The 18618-nt window shown below is 44.8% G+C and carries 9 protein-coding genes; 6 read left to right on the top strand and 3 right to left on the bottom strand.

Features of this window, described 5'->3' with window-relative positions:
- Positions 1-57: 57 nt before the first annotated feature.
- Together gndA and A359_RS00965 are read left to right on the top strand one after the other, a co-directional pair.
- Entirely contained in the window at positions 58-1470 is a 1413-nt protein-coding gene (gndA, locus tag A359_RS00960; protein ID WP_014887932.1) for an NADP-dependent phosphogluconate dehydrogenase, read from the top strand.
- 1448 nt (positions 1471-2918) lie between these two features.
- Entirely contained in the window at positions 2919-3755 is an 837-nt protein-coding gene (locus A359_RS00965; protein WP_044104688.1) for an SDR family oxidoreductase, read from the top strand.
- Positions 3756-4461: 706 nt separating this feature from the next.
- Here A359_RS00965 and sppA read toward each other — a convergent pair.
- The gene (gene sppA, locus A359_RS00970) at positions 4462-6351 is read right to left on the bottom strand and encodes a signal peptide peptidase SppA (RefSeq protein ID WP_014887935.1); all 1890 of its coding nucleotides are present in this window, start codon (positions 6349-6351) and stop codon (positions 4462-4464) included.
- 2105 nt (positions 6352-8456) lie between these two features.
- Between sppA and A359_RS04545 the strand changes: the two genes are divergently transcribed.
- From A359_RS04545 to purT, 4 genes are all read left to right on the top strand, one after another.
- Positions 8457-8561, top strand: a complete 105-nt coding sequence (locus A359_RS04545) for a hypothetical protein (RefSeq protein ID WP_083838617.1) — start codon at positions 8457-8459, stop codon at positions 8559-8561.
- A gap of 188 nt (positions 8562-8749) precedes the next feature.
- Positions 8750-8917, top strand: a complete 168-nt coding sequence (locus A359_RS04360) for a hypothetical protein (RefSeq protein ID WP_160142711.1) — start codon at positions 8750-8752, stop codon at positions 8915-8917.
- 58 nt (positions 8918-8975) lie between these two features.
- Positions 8976-9482 carry a MutS-related protein gene (locus A359_RS04365; RefSeq protein ID WP_230197411.1) on the top strand — a complete coding sequence of 169 codons (507 nt, stop codon included), beginning with the start codon at positions 8976-8978 and terminating at the stop codon, positions 9480-9482.
- A 1678-nt stretch (positions 9483-11160) separates the two neighbouring features.
- On the top strand, positions 11161-12339 hold the full coding sequence (gene purT, locus A359_RS00980) for a formate-dependent phosphoribosylglycinamide formyltransferase (RefSeq protein ID WP_014887940.1): 1179 nt from the start codon (positions 11161-11163) through the stop codon (positions 12337-12339).
- Positions 12340-13218: 879 nt separating this feature from the next.
- Here the strand turns inward: purT and glyS are convergent.
- Together glyS and glyQ are read right to left on the bottom strand one after the other, a co-directional pair.
- A complete protein-coding gene (glyS, locus tag A359_RS00985; RefSeq protein WP_014887943.1) occupies positions 13219-15288 on the bottom strand; it encodes a glycine--tRNA ligase subunit beta in 2070 nt (689 codons plus the stop codon).
- 16 nt (positions 15289-15304) lie between these two features.
- Positions 15305-16213, bottom strand: a complete 909-nt coding sequence (glyQ, locus tag A359_RS00990) for a glycine--tRNA ligase subunit alpha (protein WP_044104465.1) — start codon at positions 16211-16213, stop codon at positions 15305-15307.
- Positions 16214-18618 lie beyond the last annotated feature (2405 nt).

Consider the following 18618-nt stretch of genomic DNA (forward strand, 5'->3'; position numbering starts at 1 on the left):
ATACTGCCGCCTAGCGGCGGCAGGGGATGATTTTCACTATAGGAGCTACTTTTTTTAATGTCCACACAACAAATAGGCGTCGTCGGTATGGCGGTGATGGGGCGCAACCTGGCTCTTAATATTGAAAGCCGCGGTTACAGCGTATCGCTGTTTAACCGTTCTCGCTACAAAACCGATGAAGTGATCGCTGAAAATCCGGGGAAAAATCTGTTCCCTTATTACAACGTCGAAAAATTTATTAATTCTATTGAGAAGCCTCGGCGTATTCTTTTGATGGTCAAGGCCGGCGCAGGCACCGATACAACCATTTCACTTTTGAAGCCGTTTTTAGAGCAAGGCGATATCCTTATCGATGGCGGCAATGCTTTTTATAAAGACACTATTCGCCGCAGCCGTCAGCTATTGTCAGAGGGAGTTAACTTTATCGGAGCCGGCGTATCCGGAGGTGAAGAGGGGGCGCTGAAAGGGCCTTCAATTATGCCAGGTGGCAAGAAACACGCCTATGATCTCGTAGCCCCTATCCTAGAAAACATTGCTGCGCGCGCTGATGGCGAAGCCTGTGTAGCATATATCGGTCCTGATGGTGCTGGCCACTATGTAAAAATGGTGCATAACGGTATCGAATACGGCGATATGCAGCTGATTGCTGAAGTGTATTCATTGCTGAAGAATGCTCTCGGTCTGAGTAATGAGAAACTAGCGAGCACTTTTAGTGAATGGAATCAAGGCGAGCTGAGCAGTTATTTAATCAGTATAACAAAAAATATTTTTTCTAAAAAAGACACAAGAGGGCAGTTTCTTCTAGACTTTATTCTTGATGAGGCAGAGAACAAAGGGACCGGAAAATGGACCAGCCAAAGTTCGCTGGATTTAGGAGAGCCGCTGAGTCTTATCACTGAATCAGTGTTTGCTCGTTACCTATCATCCCTAAAACAGCAACGCCTAGCAGCGTCAAAGATGCTTACTGGTCCGAAAACTACAGCATTCAATGCTGGCGCTAAAGCAGATTTTATTGAAAAAGTGCGTCGTGCGCTTTATTTGGGGAAAATAGTTTCTTATGCGCAAGGTTTCTCCCAGCTGAAAGCCGCTTCGGATGAAAACCAGTGGGATCTGAGGTGTGGTGAAATTGCGAAAATTTTTCGTGCCGGCTGCATTATACGGGCACAGTTCTTGCAAAACATTACCGATGCCTATGCCAGGGATCCGGCACTCGTTAATTTATTGCTAGATCCGTACTTTAAAAAAATCGCCAATGAGTATCAACAAGCGCTTCGCGATGTCGTAACCTATGCGATTCAGCATGGCATACCCATGCCGACCTTCTCCGCCGCCATCGCTTACTATGATAGCTATCGTTCCGCGGTCTTGCCTGCCAACCTGATTCAAGCACAGCGTGACTATTTTGGCGCTCATACCTATAAGCGTATAGATCAAGAAGGTCTATTCCACACGGAATGGCTAGTGGAATAAGAGCGCCCAGCGCTACAAAGGGATCAAGCCTGAAAGAGATATAAAGATAACACCTTTCGCAGTAGGGATTTTGTCCCAGAGCCACACTAAACGTTGCTTCAGCAACGGCCGTGAAGGTTAATATCATTAAATACATCAAGGGTCGATTTTGTTGTAACTATATATAATTTTTAAAATACTCAACCTTTTGTGCATTCAGTCCTGGAAAGGACTGATGACTTTATTTTATTAGTATGCGTCATGCATGCGATGGATGTCGAATGATTATCAACGGTAACCGCGTTCCAGCCTTCGCCAAAATAAATGTTGTCGCCAACATGCTTACATATTCTGCTCTTTTCCGAATAATCTTTTTGGACATACATTTAGAATGCGTAACTAGTATCTTTATAGAGGGGTACATGTTACTTGATGCAGATAGTGTTCAGCGTATCTAATAAAAATCTTCTTACGTGATTCCTTGATGATTTTAAATGTATTAAAAAATTAAAAATTCAGTCAACCTATTGGATCACGTATTACATGCATTGGCATCTACAACCGCTATGGAAAGTAAAAATTTTATTTCTCTCATTGGCTGAGCTACCACAAGACACTCATCCAAGGCTGTTCTCATATTAGATAAATCCATGAGTCAGCTAATAATCCGTGGATGACTATTCTTTTATTAAGAGAAGTGGCCAGCTCCTTCACCACTCAAAGACTTAGGCCATAATAACACTGATGATATAACTCGTGTATCTTCCCTATGTTAAGAGCGCAGTAAGGGTGCCCTGGCCTCATTTTAATACTGAACGAGTAGTAGGTAATCTCCAGGCACTATACTTCGCTCAGCGCATGAGCAGAAGAAATAAACATTAGCATGCATAGAATAACACGTCGTAAAAGTAATAATTACTATCGCTAATCGTAGCATCCTTAAAGGAGAAGGGAGAGAGCTTAGCAGAAGGATGTTGAAAAAAATCAAGCATTGCCTGGTAGCGCCTAGTATAGGCAATCGCAATACATGACAGCATCTTCCCCACTTTACGACACCGACGTACCGAGGCAAAATAGGATAAGCTCTAGCCGATGTTCGTCATATCTTACAGTGGTATATTTAAGGCATCTGAAAGGCGCTAACGGGAGAGAGTAGAATCTTAAGGATTGTGCAAAATAGCGTTTATACGGTCACGAGATCTGGAAAATCCATACCGAAGTCGTGTTGGTGAGACGCTCGAAGCGGTATATTACCAAAATAATATAAAGTTGCTTTAACAGGGCTGGGTTTAATCCCTTATTCTAGATTCGATAGAAACTATTGTGCATTATGATCACAGTAAAGTCCTAATAAAACAGGCATTCTTCAGATGCAGAGTGCAAGATTATTTATATTCACATCCGCCTCTTGCACGGCCGAAACGTATTCAGCATATCAAAAGTAGGCGAAGAAAAGGAGGGGATGCATGATGAAGAGAGTAGCAATTATTGGATTGGGCTGGCTAGGCATGCCATTAGCGGCATCTCTACTGGCCCAAGGTTGTTATAAGGTAGTGGGCAGCAAAACGCGACCAGAGGGTATTAAAGCGGCGCGTATCAGCGGAATTACATGTTATAAACTGAATTTAACCCCATTCCCGGAGGGAGATGCAGACGAACTAGCTTCGCTTTTTCAGGTCGATGCCCTGGTCATCACCTTACCCGCATCCCGTACGTTGGCAGGGGCAGAAAATTATTTCCTAGCGGTCCAGCATGTCGTAAAAAGAGCACTATCTGCCGCGATCCCTCGCATTATTTTTACTAGCTCGACCGCCGTTTATGGCGAGAATCACGGCGTAAAGCATGAAGGCACTCCGACCTCGCCCTGCTCGCCGGCTGGAATCTGCCTAGTCGAGCTCGAAAACTGGCTATATCAATTACCGAATACGTCGGTAGATATTCTGAGACTATCGGGGCTCGTGGGGCCTGGCCGCCATCCAGGGCGTTTCCTCGCTGGACAGAAAAGCCTTTCAGACGGGGGGCATGGTGTGAATCTAGTACATGTCACCGATGTGATTAACGCGATTACACTTTTGCTCCAACTGCCTCAAGGCGGCTATCGCTACAATTTATGCGCGCCTAGACATCCAGTCAAACGTGATTATTACCCCGCCATGGCGCGCGTATTAGGTATGTCGTCCCCCCCCGTCTATCTGACGGAAAACGACGGAGCAAGAGGGGGGAAAATTATAGACGGCAGCCGGATTTGTAAAGAGCTAGGGTTCAAATATCGCTATCCCGACCCCGTCATTATGCCAATAGCTTAATCTAAAATACGTTCAATGATATTCAAAAAATTTTCATCTATGGTTGGGTATCATTTTCAACGCATAGCTTGATCAAAGCAATGAAAAAATTATCGGCTATAATTTACTTAGTTTACCATATTGATCTTAACTTCACTATCTCACCGGTCATGGAAAAAATTTACAATCAATACCTAGGGCTGCTCTTAAAAAAGCAGCTCTCATATTACTTGTTTTTCTGACAGATTAAAAATTAATCATTCAGATCTTTTTTGGCTGCAGAGCTAGAAAAAAACCCTAACGACGTGCAGGTCTTGCCTATTTTATTACTTAGTAGATATGGCCCAGCACCACATTCCCTCTGTGCGCTAAAAACATCAAAAAACCGCTGCCTTCACTGGCAATTTTTTAAATTCTTGTTATATTTTTGCTTTTCTTTCCGCGAAAAGTTCTAGGTTTTTTCTTAGAAAGCAAGTAAAAAAAGATATGATCTTAGCATAAACTGATTCCGTATTTCTTTAACACGTCTAAGTTTTTGCAGATAACATGCCCATACTCACATGTATAATGTTCTCATGAGGTCTCATTTCTTGATTGCGCGTTATAGAAAGATCTCAGCTCTATGAGATGAGATCTGAAATGTTTTCGTATAACACTTTTTACTAATAGAGCTCATAAAAGAAGAGCGGGCCGAATTTAAAAACAAGAGGTTATTGTGTAGATACCACTAAGCAGCGATGTATCCAGAGTAACCGCCGACACAGCCTCGTGAGTTCATCATTTGTGCGCAAGATACACAGAAAGCGTAGCGGTTTTGAGGATCATTCCAGTTCACCCCCAGCCCGGAATCTATCTTCAGCCGGTCTACAACTTGACTAACTGGGGCGGGAAGCCAGGACTGCATCAAGATTGGCATTACAGCATATACCGATGCGCTGGCCTGAGTAAGGAGCAAGTCCAGCAGACCAGGCTCGGCCCGATACCAGTGTATCTGATACTCCTGAAGCTGCGCTAGTTCGGCAGCTTTACGTACCGCATCGTCGAAGTCCCCTAACTGATCTACCAGTCCATTTTTTGCAGCATCGCTACCAATCCAAACATGACCTTGCCCGATCTTATCGACCTCTTCAGGTGTCTTATTGCGAGATTCGGCAACCAAATTAATAAAGCTGCTGTACCCATTTTCAACGTTCATCTGCATAATTTGCGAGAATTCAGACGGCAGTGTTTTAGTTATTGACACATCAGCAAGCGGCGACGTGGACACGCCATCGGTGTGAAGCCCAATGCTGTCTAGAGAGCTCTCTACAGTATGAATGAGACCAAAGATACCAATCGATCCTGTTAAAGTACTTTCGCTAGCTATAATGTAATTCGCGGGGGTAGATACCCAATAACCACCCGAGGCCGCCACTCCGCCCATGGAAACAACCACGGGTTTTCCTGCTGCACGCGTGGCGGAAAGCTCGGAGCGGATCACTTCGGATGCGGTGACGCTACCGCCGGGGCTATTAACCCGGAAGACAATCGCTTTGATGTCAGGATTTAACCTTGCATCCCGGATCTGATCGGCGATGGTGTCTCCTCCTACCGCCCCCGTTTTTTCTGCGCCGTCGATAATCACGCCATTAGCAAAAATGACGGCAATTTTCCCGCCCTGTTGTAGCGGCATCACAGGCTGATAATCATACATACTAATTCCGTTAAAGAGTTTGTCGTACTTATTCACGCCAAACACCTTAGCTAGCGTGTCCTCAATGACTGAACGGGAGGCTAGCTCATCGACCCATTTATTATTCAGTGCGAACTGCGCATGATTGCCCTGCGCAGCGCGGCGGCCGTCTAGTAACTGCTGGGTACACGGGAAAAATTTTTTCGGGGTAATTTTCCGATTGGATGCCGCTGTTGCTAGATAATTTTGCCAAAGCTGACCTATCCAGCGACTATCGGCTTCGCGAGCGTCCTCTGACATATTGTCGCGTAGAAACGGCTCTACTGCAGACTTATAAGTACCAACGCGGAAAATATGGCTATGGATTTTTAACTTTTCGAGGAAGGTTTTGTAATAGATTGTGTTCGTAGCGATACCGCGTATATCTACCAAGCCCTGGGGCGTGAGGTAGATCTTATCGGCATAGCTAGCAAGAAAATATTGCTCTTGGGTGTAAGTGTCGCCAACGGCATAGATAGGTTTGCCACTTTCACGAAATTCGTGCAGCACCTTACCGATGTAGTGCAGTGATGCCTGATCGGCCCAGTTGAAATCTTTCAGGGAGAGTATCAGGCCGGTAATAGCGGTATCGTTTTTCGCCTGACGCAGAATATTTACTACGTCAAATAGCGACTGTTCCTGCAGAGGATTGCTGGAAGTATTGAGAAATTTTCGGCTAAGCTGGCGAAATTTATTATTCATTGCAGGCTTATCCACTACGGTACCTGTCAAATCTACCACCAATGCGCCCTTGCCCGGAGTAGTGTTTCGCGCTTGCAAAGAGAGTCCGACCACGAAAATGATGACTAGTATGACCAATGTGTTCAGCATAAACTCGCGGATAAAAGTCATCAAGCGCCAACCATATTTGATCGGGCTGGAAATAATTCCCCACAGTGTGTGCATGAGATCTCCAGTAAAACAGCGATGCACAACATTATAATATAAAACTTGTTTGGTTGTGCTCTAACCAATCCTTTTAATAAACTTTCTCGTAACGTGTTCCAGCCCTTACATCAAGAACGCAAAACAGAGGACGTTTTCTTTTATCGTTAGACTCAAAAACGATACCGGGTTACTAAAGATCAGGGGGCTTTAGTGGCAGAAAATGCATGCTCTACGTTACGAACGAAGTTATTTTTGTTGAATAAATAATAATTTATGATTCTTGCTCTTGTAAACGGGTTTATTATAAAATGATGCCGCTAATTTTAAATATGCATGCAGTGTCATTCAGTACAGCTCTGAGCCATGATTATTGTCTCACCTCACTCCACATGCTCATCAGAGAGATTACGGCGTGACCTCACAGGAAGTCTTTTAAAACGGGAGCTAGTCGTGTCGCCCAAAATAAATTTTTGAATATTGTGCTGTCGTTGCCTAGGCATTATTACCTGTTTCCCCAATTATTTTCAAGTGAATAGTTACGATTAAGCATGGATCTGCCCGACATTACAGTCCTTGCAATAGAGCGGATAATCAAACTTCTTTATCTTCCTTCATTACAGCATGAAGACAACATCGTGTATCATCAACGCTCTCAGACAACGCTACCCTTATGCTTTAGTCGTCTTCTGGACCACATACAAGACTGTAATGAATAATGTATAAATATGCTGTTCTTCTGTAAATCTTTAGCATATAATTCTGATTATATTCAGAATATAGTGTACTTACAGGATCTAATTTCATAACGTACAAGTATAGAAATTAAGCCGGTCAATGACCCAAAAGCATGCAATATATTTATGAAAGCACATTCTAATATGATGAACGTAAGCAAGAGATTTTAAACCAGCAGCCAAGCACTCGTTAATGATATCTGAAAAATTCAGTAGGCGATTATCAACCCGCAGCGCCTGAAAGAGCCAGCACAGGCGAAAAGACACCCGCGTCTACTGCGTCCTGTCATGCAGTAGATAATTATCTAGCCACGCTTGTAACATTAAACAATCTCTCGCGCTCCGTGAACAAATAATAGGCGATTCTAATGGCTACAAAAGGGCTACTGATGCTGCGTGTAGTACGTACCGTTATACCCCCTTTACCCTGAGCGAAGAAGCGCTGCTGAACAAACCCGACAGGGGATAATCTGTCAGCCGCTCTCTGGAGGGTGACGAGGGGTTTTGGTTATGCTACCCCTACTTGATATCATCTAAGGCCGCTTTCTGGTCTCGGAGGAGAAAGACTGCGAGGCTATTGCTGCGGAATGATAGCGCACTAATCCGGTATAGCGGCCGTATCCCAAAACACTGAATGAAGATAGAGCCTGTCGAATACCAACGTTTCTTCCGACGCGCCGTCCGCTGTGGGAGGTCGATTGTGATACGGCCCCGATAGCAGCTCTTATTACAATTCAGCACACAAGACTTAAGTGGCTGTGGTGTTGCACGGGTACATCTGGCTAGGCGCGTTGCCTCATATTCGCTCTATTACTCTCGAGAATCAGCAAGAACCTATCGTAATGAATGCTACGACACGGCGTAATCTAGAGTTTATAATAAAATGCTGGCTTCACATACCTACCTGGAGGGGGGTACATTATTACCCTCAGACACCTTCAGCAAAGTGTTCGTAGACTAAAAAGTCAGGTGGTGACAATTTCTAACACAGTTACTACTGCCTCAGGTAGGAGGGATCTAGAGCGCATGCGACATGCCTTTGCACAGCTACCAGCTATTCACAAACTCCTACACCGTCAGTCAGATTTTGCTCCTTACCTCTATTACTAGAGCGTATTAGCAAATTGAGAATCTATGCAACTAGTACGGGCTATTCTTGATTCGCCACCGGCTCTAGTGCGCAATGACGACGTCATAGCTAAGGGAGACTATGCCTCGCTGGACGAATAACGAAATCTAGCAACAAGGCGCGACTCGTTATTTAGACTGTCTGTAACGATGCGAGCGAGACAAAACGAAAATAGATGCACTTAGAGTTCGCTTTAACAACATCCAGGGTTATTTTATTCAAATCAGCCAGGTTCGGAGACATCTTTCCCCATTCATTACATGCGGCGGCAAACGCTGAAAAACGAAGAGCGCTACTTCATGCCCGATCTAAAGAAATATGAAGATAAGGTTTTAGTCTCAAAGGGGAAAGCATTAGCTTTGTAAAAGGACTATACGATGAATTACTTAATCTCCCGCCATCCCATTCAGCAGCACTGCAAGAAAGTGCAGAGGTTCTAGCAGAGATAGATGTGCTCTGCAATCTCTCGGAGCGCACTGCAACACTGAACTATATTTACCCTACAATAGATAACGAACCTAAAATCTATATCACCGGAGGCAGACGCCCTGTCGTGGAGCAGATTTTCAGTGAACCATTTATCGCTAATCCACTCCTATTATCAGATGCACATCGTATGCTAATCATCACCGGTTTTGATGTGGGTGCCAAGAGCACCTATAATGTGCCAAACCACCCTCATTGTGCTTCTGTCGTGTATCGGCAGTTTTTTACCGGCTGAGTAGGCTGTTATAGGACCAGTAGATCGCATATTTACCCGCATCAGCGCTACCGATGATCTGGCGTCTGGCCAGTCTACTTTTATGCCCGAGATGACCGAGACCCCTAACATTTTGCATAATGCTACACATCAGAGTCTAGTCTTGATAGATCAGATCGGACTCAGCACCTCAACCTACGGTAAGCTATCGTTAGCCTGGACTTGCGCAGAAAATCTAGCTTACCGCATCAAATCTGTGACATTGTTCGCTAGACACCCTTTCGTGATTTACACCCTTCCGGCGAAACTCAAGGGCATAGTCAATGTGCATCTAGATGCAGTCGAGTATAATGACACTATCTACTTTATGCATAGCGTGCAACAGGGTCTGCCGAAAAGAATTTTATGGCCTATCGGTAACCACGCTTTCTCGCCGCCACGATCGGTTATTAAGCGTGCGGAGGAGAATCTTGGAGACTCAGAAACCTTATCACCAGACGCAGCTACTACGGGCAACGCGACATACGCAAAGCTCTTGATGTCGGAGCCGGAAAACAGATTGTTTCGCATACAATCGACACGTTAAAAAATCTCTAGGCCCTGATAATCTTTTACCTCGCCAGGCGCCTGGAATGATGGGTATACCAGATGAAGAAAATGATCGGATAGCAGCTCCATAAAACAACTCACTCACCCTCAAGGCAGTCATGAATGACCCTTATGCTGGTCTAGAGAAGCAACGCTTCCAAGAACAAACAGAGTATTTCGCAATATGTTTCTCTGGGAGAGTGCTGTGATGTCTTGGTTTTGACTAGTGATGACTGATCCTGAATAACCCTAGGAGATACTGATAGCCGAATGTTTTCAATGTATAAAGCATTCATGACGATTGCACTCTCAGCAAGTCCGAGTATTGCATGACCCCGAAAGAAAGATGCGTGGCATGCTGAATAATGTCATCCGATGAGGGAATGTACACATGATCATCAACTCACTCACTACGAATAATGATATGCATAGACTCAGATAAAATGCTACAAGTTTCGTCTGTAAGAAATAGAAAATCCCCTATCAACTACTGAGGCGATAGTAATAAACTGCTTTCTTTTTTCTATCTATCATGTCTGCCACCATAACGCTGATTTTCAATCGCATAGCTGCGCTCATACTGGGCTGTATAGCTTAATATTGGGCTATTCGATGCTGCGGAGATAGGTTGCTTGATTATCTCTTTCAAAAGAGAGCGGCATGCTACCAACGTGTTTCGTTACTGCTGTCATTTGATACGTGATAGATGTTTGGATGCGTGTACTTTATAACGTTTAGCAGCAGCGATTCTGCTGTGTACTATTAACAAGTCAGAACAACACCCTCATCTGTAGCGCTGTGCACCACTCCATTACCATTCACCCTACTCGAGGCTGTTCGAAAGGATTCTGTCGTCACGCTGTCTATCATCCTACACAAACGCTTTCAGGAGGGCGGTGTCAAGGACTCAATGCGGGATATCATCACGGGCTAAAAATTTGATGCTGATATCAAATGTCTTTTCTCGATTACTGTTTAAATATTACTCCGAATATCTTAGCAAGCGCTCTATAAGTTTAAGGATCGAGTTAACCAGCCTTTGAAGGCTTTTACCGGAAAAACAGATTATATCATGAATGCTGATCTATTCAACTGACACATGTCTTTCTGTCGTGTCAGTAAACTGCTTGCTCTCTAAAACGTAAACTCATGAAGTTAGACTTCAAACAAAATAGTTAGCCGAGAAAATACAGGTTTCTACTATAACTTCATAATAAAGCAGCACAATTCTCTATCATTTGATGATTATTATCACCGCCCTGTTCATTTGACTGTCCGCATAGAAACATGGCCCGCCTAAGATGTCTAAAAAGCTTTTTACTTCGCACTAACAAGCACTGACTAATACAGTCAAACTTTTAACGAAACTCACTACTTAAGTGGCTTGTTGTCAACAAGGTAGTGAGTAATGCTAAACTATAGCTTTATCATAGAGGCTATCTTGTGCAATGTACATGGTGAGCTAAGCTCATGCTTTCTGCGCATCTCGATTTCCTCAATAAAGTTTAGGATATGCTGTAAAAATTACTTCGTTTATTAAGCCGACAAAGCAAATATTTTTAATTAAAATGCCGTTAGGAAAGCGCTTACCCCGCAGACCAGAGGTCTCTCGTGGATGCACAGAAAAACGTTTTCGTTTATACTCTGCGCAATTTTTATGATTTCGAGTAAAAAAAATGATCACCATCGGCACCGCACTGAGCCCGGGAGCAACACGTGTCATGTTACTCGGGTCAGGTGAATTAGGTAAAGAAGTCGCCATCGAATGCCAGCGTTTAGGAGTAGAAGTGATCGCCGTTGATCGCTATGCTAGTGCCCCGGCGATGCACGTCGCGCATCGAAATCACGTGATTAACATGCTAGATAGCACGGCGCTACGCGCCGTGATCGAACAAGAACGACCGCATTTCATTGTGCCGGAAATCGAGGCTATCGCCACTGACACGCTATTCACTCTTGAGCAAGAGGGATATCGTGTCGTACCCTGCGCCAAAGCAACGTTGCTAACCATGAACCGTGAAGGTATACGCCGGCTTGCAGCAGAACAGCTCGCCTTCTCCACCTCGCGCTATCGCTTTGCCGCCGATCGGTCGGCATTAGATAGGGCGATATCAGAGATTGGCTACCCCTGCATCATCAAGAACATTATGAGCTCCTCGGGTAAAGGACAAAGCCTTGTACGCGCACCGGCCCAAATAGATGCTAGTTGGCACCATGCGCAGCTCAGCGGTCGCGCCGGTGGCGGTAAGGTGATCATAGAAGAGCTGGTATCATTTGATTTTGAAATCACCCTGCTAACCATCAGGGCCGTGGATGGTATTCATTTCTGCGCACCTATCGGTCATCGGCAAGATGATGGTGACTACCGGGAATCGTGGCAACCACAGAAAATGAGCAAACTAGCGCTATCGCGCGCGCAGGGGATCGCCGCCGAGGTTGTAACGGCACTTGGAGGATATGGTTTGTTCGGTGTGGAGCTCTTTATTATCGGCGATGAGGTTATTTTTAGCGAAGTGTCGCCCCGCCCTCATGACACCGGCATGGTCACCTCTATTTCACAGGACTTATCAGAATTTGCGCTGCATGTTCGCGCCTTTCTGGAGCTCCCGATAGGCAAAATACGCCAATATGGCCCAGCGGCATCAGCGGTGATCTTGCCCTCACTGGAAAGTGACAACATCCGATTTAGTGGCCTGGAGAACGCCCTAGAGGATGGCCAGCAAATTCGTTTATTTTCCAAACCCAGTCTCAAAGGAAAGCGCCGGCTGGGTGTAGCCCTTGCAATGGCCTCTACGGTAGAAAAGGCCACACAAGTAGCAAAAGCTGCCGCCAGCGCCGTAAAAGTGATCGGTTGATGCCAAAAAAAGAGGGGGGCGCGAAAAAGGAGGAGAGGGGGGGTTGAAATGCTCGAAAAATAAGCCTGAGGGCTCAGATAGCGCTACTGTTACGGTTGAATACTGAAAAAATAACATATCTCTCCCTCACACTTGTTTTTTTCGAAGAGAACAAATAAAAATTTTGACATTATAGAGCGTTAATAGAGCTATTGTGGCGCTATGTAGGTGCTGTGAACCGCAATAATACATCCCTCTCATAGCGTTAGATTGGTCCTCATTGTGGTTTTCGGTTGCTTTATTTATCGCCATCACCTCTCCTGCTTCCAGATCATCGTCAAAAAGAGACTTTATTAAATAACATGACAGCCTTTAAGCAGCAGCGTCGATGAAATAGTTACTTACACAACTACCTCTATAACAGCGCCATAGTTTACAATTACTAATCAGTCTCTTAAGAAAAGACCCCCTCAAGCAGATCGACTCCATGACAGAAAAGATAAATGCTTTAGGGATTGTGCTAAATAGATAGAGAATACTTCTCTATCGACTGAGTTTCCCGTCCGATTTTTTTAGTTAGATATTGCCTTCATAGCATTGTGCTCTTAATTTTTAAACGTATATAATGTCTATCCATCCGCGGACTATGCCTTTTGCATCTAGCAATAACAGACGCTGCACATTCAAATAACAACATTAATACGGAGTGAAATAACCCATCGCGTCAGATCTCATCAAAACAGCACTCCTCAGAAGAAAAGCATTTTATGCTTAAGCGTTCATACTAGAAGTGCATGAGAGACTAGCCTTCAGGGACATCTAATCACGGCACAGTGTTGCAATAACCAAAAATATAAGTACGGTGCTACCAAACGTGCAGTATCTCCGGAAATAAAAAACCTATCTCAGCAGAGAGATATCTGCCACCTGCAAGAATAGTGCTTGCAACTGTGACAGCAAGTTCAAACGGTTTACTCGAAGCCGATGATCATCTGTCATCACCATGACACTATCAAAAAAAGCATCAACCGGCCCCCGCAACTCTGAGAGCGCCACCAAAGCTTCCTGATAGTGACCGGCCTCTAGCATCGGCTTTAGTTTTTTGCCTAGGGCCACAACATAGCTTGCTAGCCGAATCTCCGCCGGGTCTTTAAGCAATGATTCCTGAAAGTTATCCTGGGGCGAATTATTCGATTTAGCTAAAATATTTGATACCCGCTTGTTAGCCGCTGCTAGGCCCGCAGCATTGCTAAGTGTGAGGAAATAGCTTACTGCGCGTATCCGTGCATCAAAATCTACCGGGCAGGTAGGACGACGCACTAAGACAGCCTGAATGGCATCGCCTCTGTATCCCTTCTCCTCATACCAGGCGCAGCACCGACCAAGCATGAAGTCAATTACATTCTCTACCACGCAGTGATTGAGAATCTTGTCGCCATACAGTCGTACTGCCTCTTCCGTCAAAGTCTTCAGGTCAATGGGTAATTGTTTTTCCACGAAAATACGTAGGACGCCTAGCGCTGCGCGGCGTAGGGCGAAAGGATCTTGAGCCCCTCTAGGATGCTGATTAATACCGAAAATACCGGCGAGCGTATCCATCTTGTCGGCACTGGCCACCGCGCAGGACACCAACGTCGTAGGGAGGCTATCGCCCGAAAAACGCGGTTGATATTGCTCTTTTTGCGCTAAGGCCACCGCTTCCGGCTCGCCATCATGGATGGCGTAATGCATACCCATTACACCCTGGATGTCGGTAAATTCAAATACCATATTAGTCATTAAGTCACATTTGGATAATAGCCCTGCACGCGCCGCCTGTGGCGCATTAGCTCCAATTCGTACAGCTATCCAGGCTGCCAAGGCTGCGATTCGATCGCTCTTCTCACGCAGTGTCCCCAGCTGCTTTTGGAACAGCATTGTCTCCAGGGCTGGCAGCCGATCTTCTAGCCTCTGTTTGCGATCGGTATTAAAGAAGAACTCGGCATCCGCCAAACGCGGGCGCATGACTTTTTCATTGCCTGAGATAATCTGCTGTGGATCTTTCGAATCGATATTGGCTACGAAGATAAAGTGTGGCAGTAGATTGCCCTTAGCATCATACACGGGGAAGTATTTTTGGTCACCTTTCATGGTGCAGACCAGCGCCTCTGTTGACACAGCTAGGAATTTTTCTTCAAAACAACCGGTAAGCACCACCGGCCATTCTACTAGGGACGTGACCTCTTCCAGAAGACTATCGCTTAGATCGGCCCAGCCACCCAATCGTTTAGCTGCCGCATCTACATCTCGACGAATAATTTCTTTACGCTGAAAATAGCTAGCCATGACCCGACCATGTTTTAGTAGAAGCTGTGGGTACTGGTCTGCGTGCTCTAGGATGATTTCCCGCTCTCCCATAAAGGGGTGGCCACGTAGCATGCGATCGGCCTTAATGCCAAGCACGATGCCCGGTATAAGGGCATCATCCAGCAACATGGTTACAGTGTGTACAGGCCGAATGAACTGGGTATTATTGTCGCCCCAGCTCATCATTTGTGAACTGGTCAGTTTACCCAGCGCGCTAATGACCATATCGCATAGTAGGCCCTGAACGGGCTGCCCATTTACTTGTCTCCGGTAAAGCAGCCACTCTCCTTTTGCGGTAGTAAGATATTCCGCTTGACTCACCTTAATGCCGCAGCTGCGCGCCCATCCCTCGGCCTCCTTAGTAGGCTTAAGATTAGAATCGAACGCTTTGGAAATGGCAGGCCCACGCCTCTCAAAGCAATCATCTTCCTGATTGCCGGCGAGTTCAGCGACTTTGACTGCGAGCCGACGTGGAGAAGCAAACCAGCTCACTTTGCCATGAAGAATACTAGCAGCATGAAGCGCAAGGCTTATGTTGGCAGCGAATCCCTCTGCCAAAGCGCGTAACGACTTTGGAGGAAGCTCTTCAGTGCCGATTTCCACCAGAAACGTGTGTTGCGTCATGGCTACCTCTTATTATCTAATGCGCCTTACACAGCGGGAATCCAATCGCTTCGCGTGAAGCGTAGTAGGCTTCCGCGACGGCTTTTGTCAAGGTGCGAATCCGAAGAATATAGTGCTGGCGCTCGGTGACCGAAATCGCCTTACGGGCGTTTAGCAAATTAAAGGTGTGTGTTGCCTTAAGGATACGCTCATATGCAGGTATCGGTAGTGGATTGTCCAGAGAAAGCAGGTTTTTCGCCTCTTTTTCGTACTCCTCAAAACAGGTGAAAAGAAAAGCCACGTTAGCATATTCAAAATTATATTTAGATTGCTCAACCTCATTTTGGTGAAACACGTCTCCATAGGTTGTTAGGCCTAGTGGACCATCGCTCCAAGCCAGATGATATACGCTGTCTACTCCCTGAAGATACATACCTAAACGCTCAAGTCCGTAGGTAATTTCCCCCATAATCGGACGGCACTTTAACCCACCTACTTGCTGAAAATAGGTGAACTGGGTCACCTCCATACCATTAAGCCAGACTTCCCAACCGAGCCCCCAGGCTCCTAATGTGGGGTTTTCCCAGTTATCTTCCACGAAACGGATATCATGAATGGTTAGATCTAGACTAACTTCTCTTAGTGAGTCGAGATATAAGTCCTGGATATTCTCTGGAGAAGGTTTAAGTATGACCTGAAATTGGTAATAATGTTGCAATCGATTGGGGTTTTGCCCGTACCGGCCATCGGTAGGGCGGCGTGTAGGCTGTACATAGGCGGCCGCTACGGGCTCCGGACCAAGCGCCCGAAGGTAGGTCATAGGATGTGAAGTGCCAGCGCCAACTTCCATGTCCATTGGCTGAACAATAGTACAGCCCTGACGCGCCCAGTAATGCTGGAGCGTTAGTATTAGGCTCTGAAAGCTCTTGGGATCAAACTTTGGCATGTAGAATTCGCAGGTCTTTAAAGTGAATGTAATTAAGAGGGCGTTATTATACCCTCTGATGTTTAGATATATAGACGGCATCACAGCAATAATTTTGCATGCGTACCGAAGATTGAATGAAAAAAGAGTTTTCAGCTTATCTCTTTACTGAAGGACAAGATAGTCGCATGCAATCTTACATACGACCCGAACATTACCCGAATCAACCGCTGATCAGCCAATAATTCGTAAGCAAAGTAATCTTTCGTATCACCTATATGATATCAATCACCTCGGGAGAGGCTAAAGGCTATAACGTGCAAGCAATAGCAGCACACATCTTTTTTATTCTTCAAGAATATTGGAAATCGAGTCTGCTTTTGGTATGTGATAGATCGTTCTTCCCACCCATAATCATACCCCTGATTGGTTAGATAGGGATTGCGCTCTTTATTTACATTTTAACAGGTGTTGCATAACAACAGCCTGAAGGTCTCCTACAGTACGTGCGTAGTATTCTGAAGGCACGGGGGGTCATTAAAAGCATGATAACTGAAATGTCGCACTTCTCGATTGTATCATCACCCCCTTTTCATCTTAATTTTGCAGAATCTTAACTGTTAAGCCTGTCATCTCATCCTTCCCCTATGAATTCATGCGATCGAAGTAAATACATATAGCATTCTCTCTCATGGCAGTCATTAACCGAAAATGATACTGCTATTGTCACATTAGCGATATTACCCAAGACGTCTGATCCCTACGGTGAAAAGTAGTATTTAGATTTCTAATGAAGTTGATACTTAACTCTTGATAGGGACGGCAATAGAACGTGTTGTAATGTTGCAAAAATGTAATCTACATGATTGATTATGCGGCGTCTTGATGAGGACTTCAAGAGAACTGCATGCCCTAGAGTTTTTGCGCCCTACGATGCACTAGTATGCAGCAATACATACAACCGCTTGCGCGCGAACATAGTGAAATAGATGTTGTGCTACTTCATCACATACCGGCAATCGAAATCACCTCAACGCTTGTTATGTATTGCGATAATTATATGTGCAGGCGCCGTACCGAGTACAGCATACTACTAATGTAAACCCGCTTCTGGGCGCACTGACCGGTTCCGTGTTAGCACCTGCTAATACTACTTATGCTCAGTGGCACGGCCTCTATTATTGAATCAACCGATCAAAGTATGTGGATTAATTGATATTAACCTCTTATGTTAACTATAGTAAACATATTAAACTTTATAGTGCTCATTATGCTCAGATCACGATATGCATTTCAAGCAATGGTTCTCTGAAAAAATATTCACACTTACTCCCTTTTAGAGGGAAAAACGATTTAAGTAGCGCGATGATCTAAAAGTATAGATAAATCAGCTATTACCGCATAACAACCCAAACGTCTCTTCATAGTCTAACCGAGCACTGTTCTAGTTAAAATGAACCTGAAAACACGGTCCTAATAATTTAACAGGTTCTGAGCGTTGCGCTAGTAATATTATCTGACTGCATTAAGTTGATGTGTAAACTATGATGTTTCCGGCTTAATATATATAGAATATTCTTCTCTCATCACGCACAAAAAACAGTTACCATCAGCATACAAAAGTTAATACCCTGTGAAAAGCACCTATCAAATCATTGATCTCCTGAGATTGAAAATATTTGGTGAAGAAAAATAGACACTTTAATATATAGCCATCAAAAAATACAAAGCCAATCCATTACCCATCTAGTAGTCGATCGCGCGACACCGGAAATAATCTTTGAAGAGTGATCACATAAAATCACCTTGAGGCACAGACTCTGCCGAAGCTTCTAAAGCAACTACATTCTAGCATCAGGTAAGTTTTAAATGACGGCACTGACGATGCAGGTTGCTGCCATAATCTGCTATTGAGGCAGGCAACACGGCTGCTACTTCTTCCGCTGCGAACCACGAAATATTATCATCTAGCCCCTAATGATTAGCATAATCACTGGCGGGTGAAACGTTTAGATCTGAAAAGCACTCATAATACCTAGAAAATGCATTAAGCTATCAGCAACGACTTATGAACTGAAGCGCGACAAGTTGCGGTTTAAAATACTGCTATATAGCTCTATCTGAAGCTACGTGACGTAGATGCACCAATCAGCAGCAAGACGATGACAATAAATCAAGCGCTAAATCACCTCATATGGTTAGGGGTGTCGAATACGGTCCGCATCGCGCAATACAAAGTCCTAATCGTCGCAAGCTCGTGACAAAATCTATTTTATTCGACAAATCCCTGAAGCTGTCATGCGCCACATAGTGTCTGCCAGCTTAAGAGAGATAAAGCCTATAATAGTCAGGCGTCTATGGACTACAATATAAAAAAGCAGCTCGCACACCGCCACACGCATAATTATTACTTCAATAGGCGGTAA

The organism is secondary endosymbiont of Ctenarytaina eucalypti, assembly GCF_000287335.1.
In the GTDB taxonomy this organism is placed as follows: domain Bacteria; phylum Pseudomonadota; class Gammaproteobacteria; order Enterobacterales; family Enterobacteriaceae.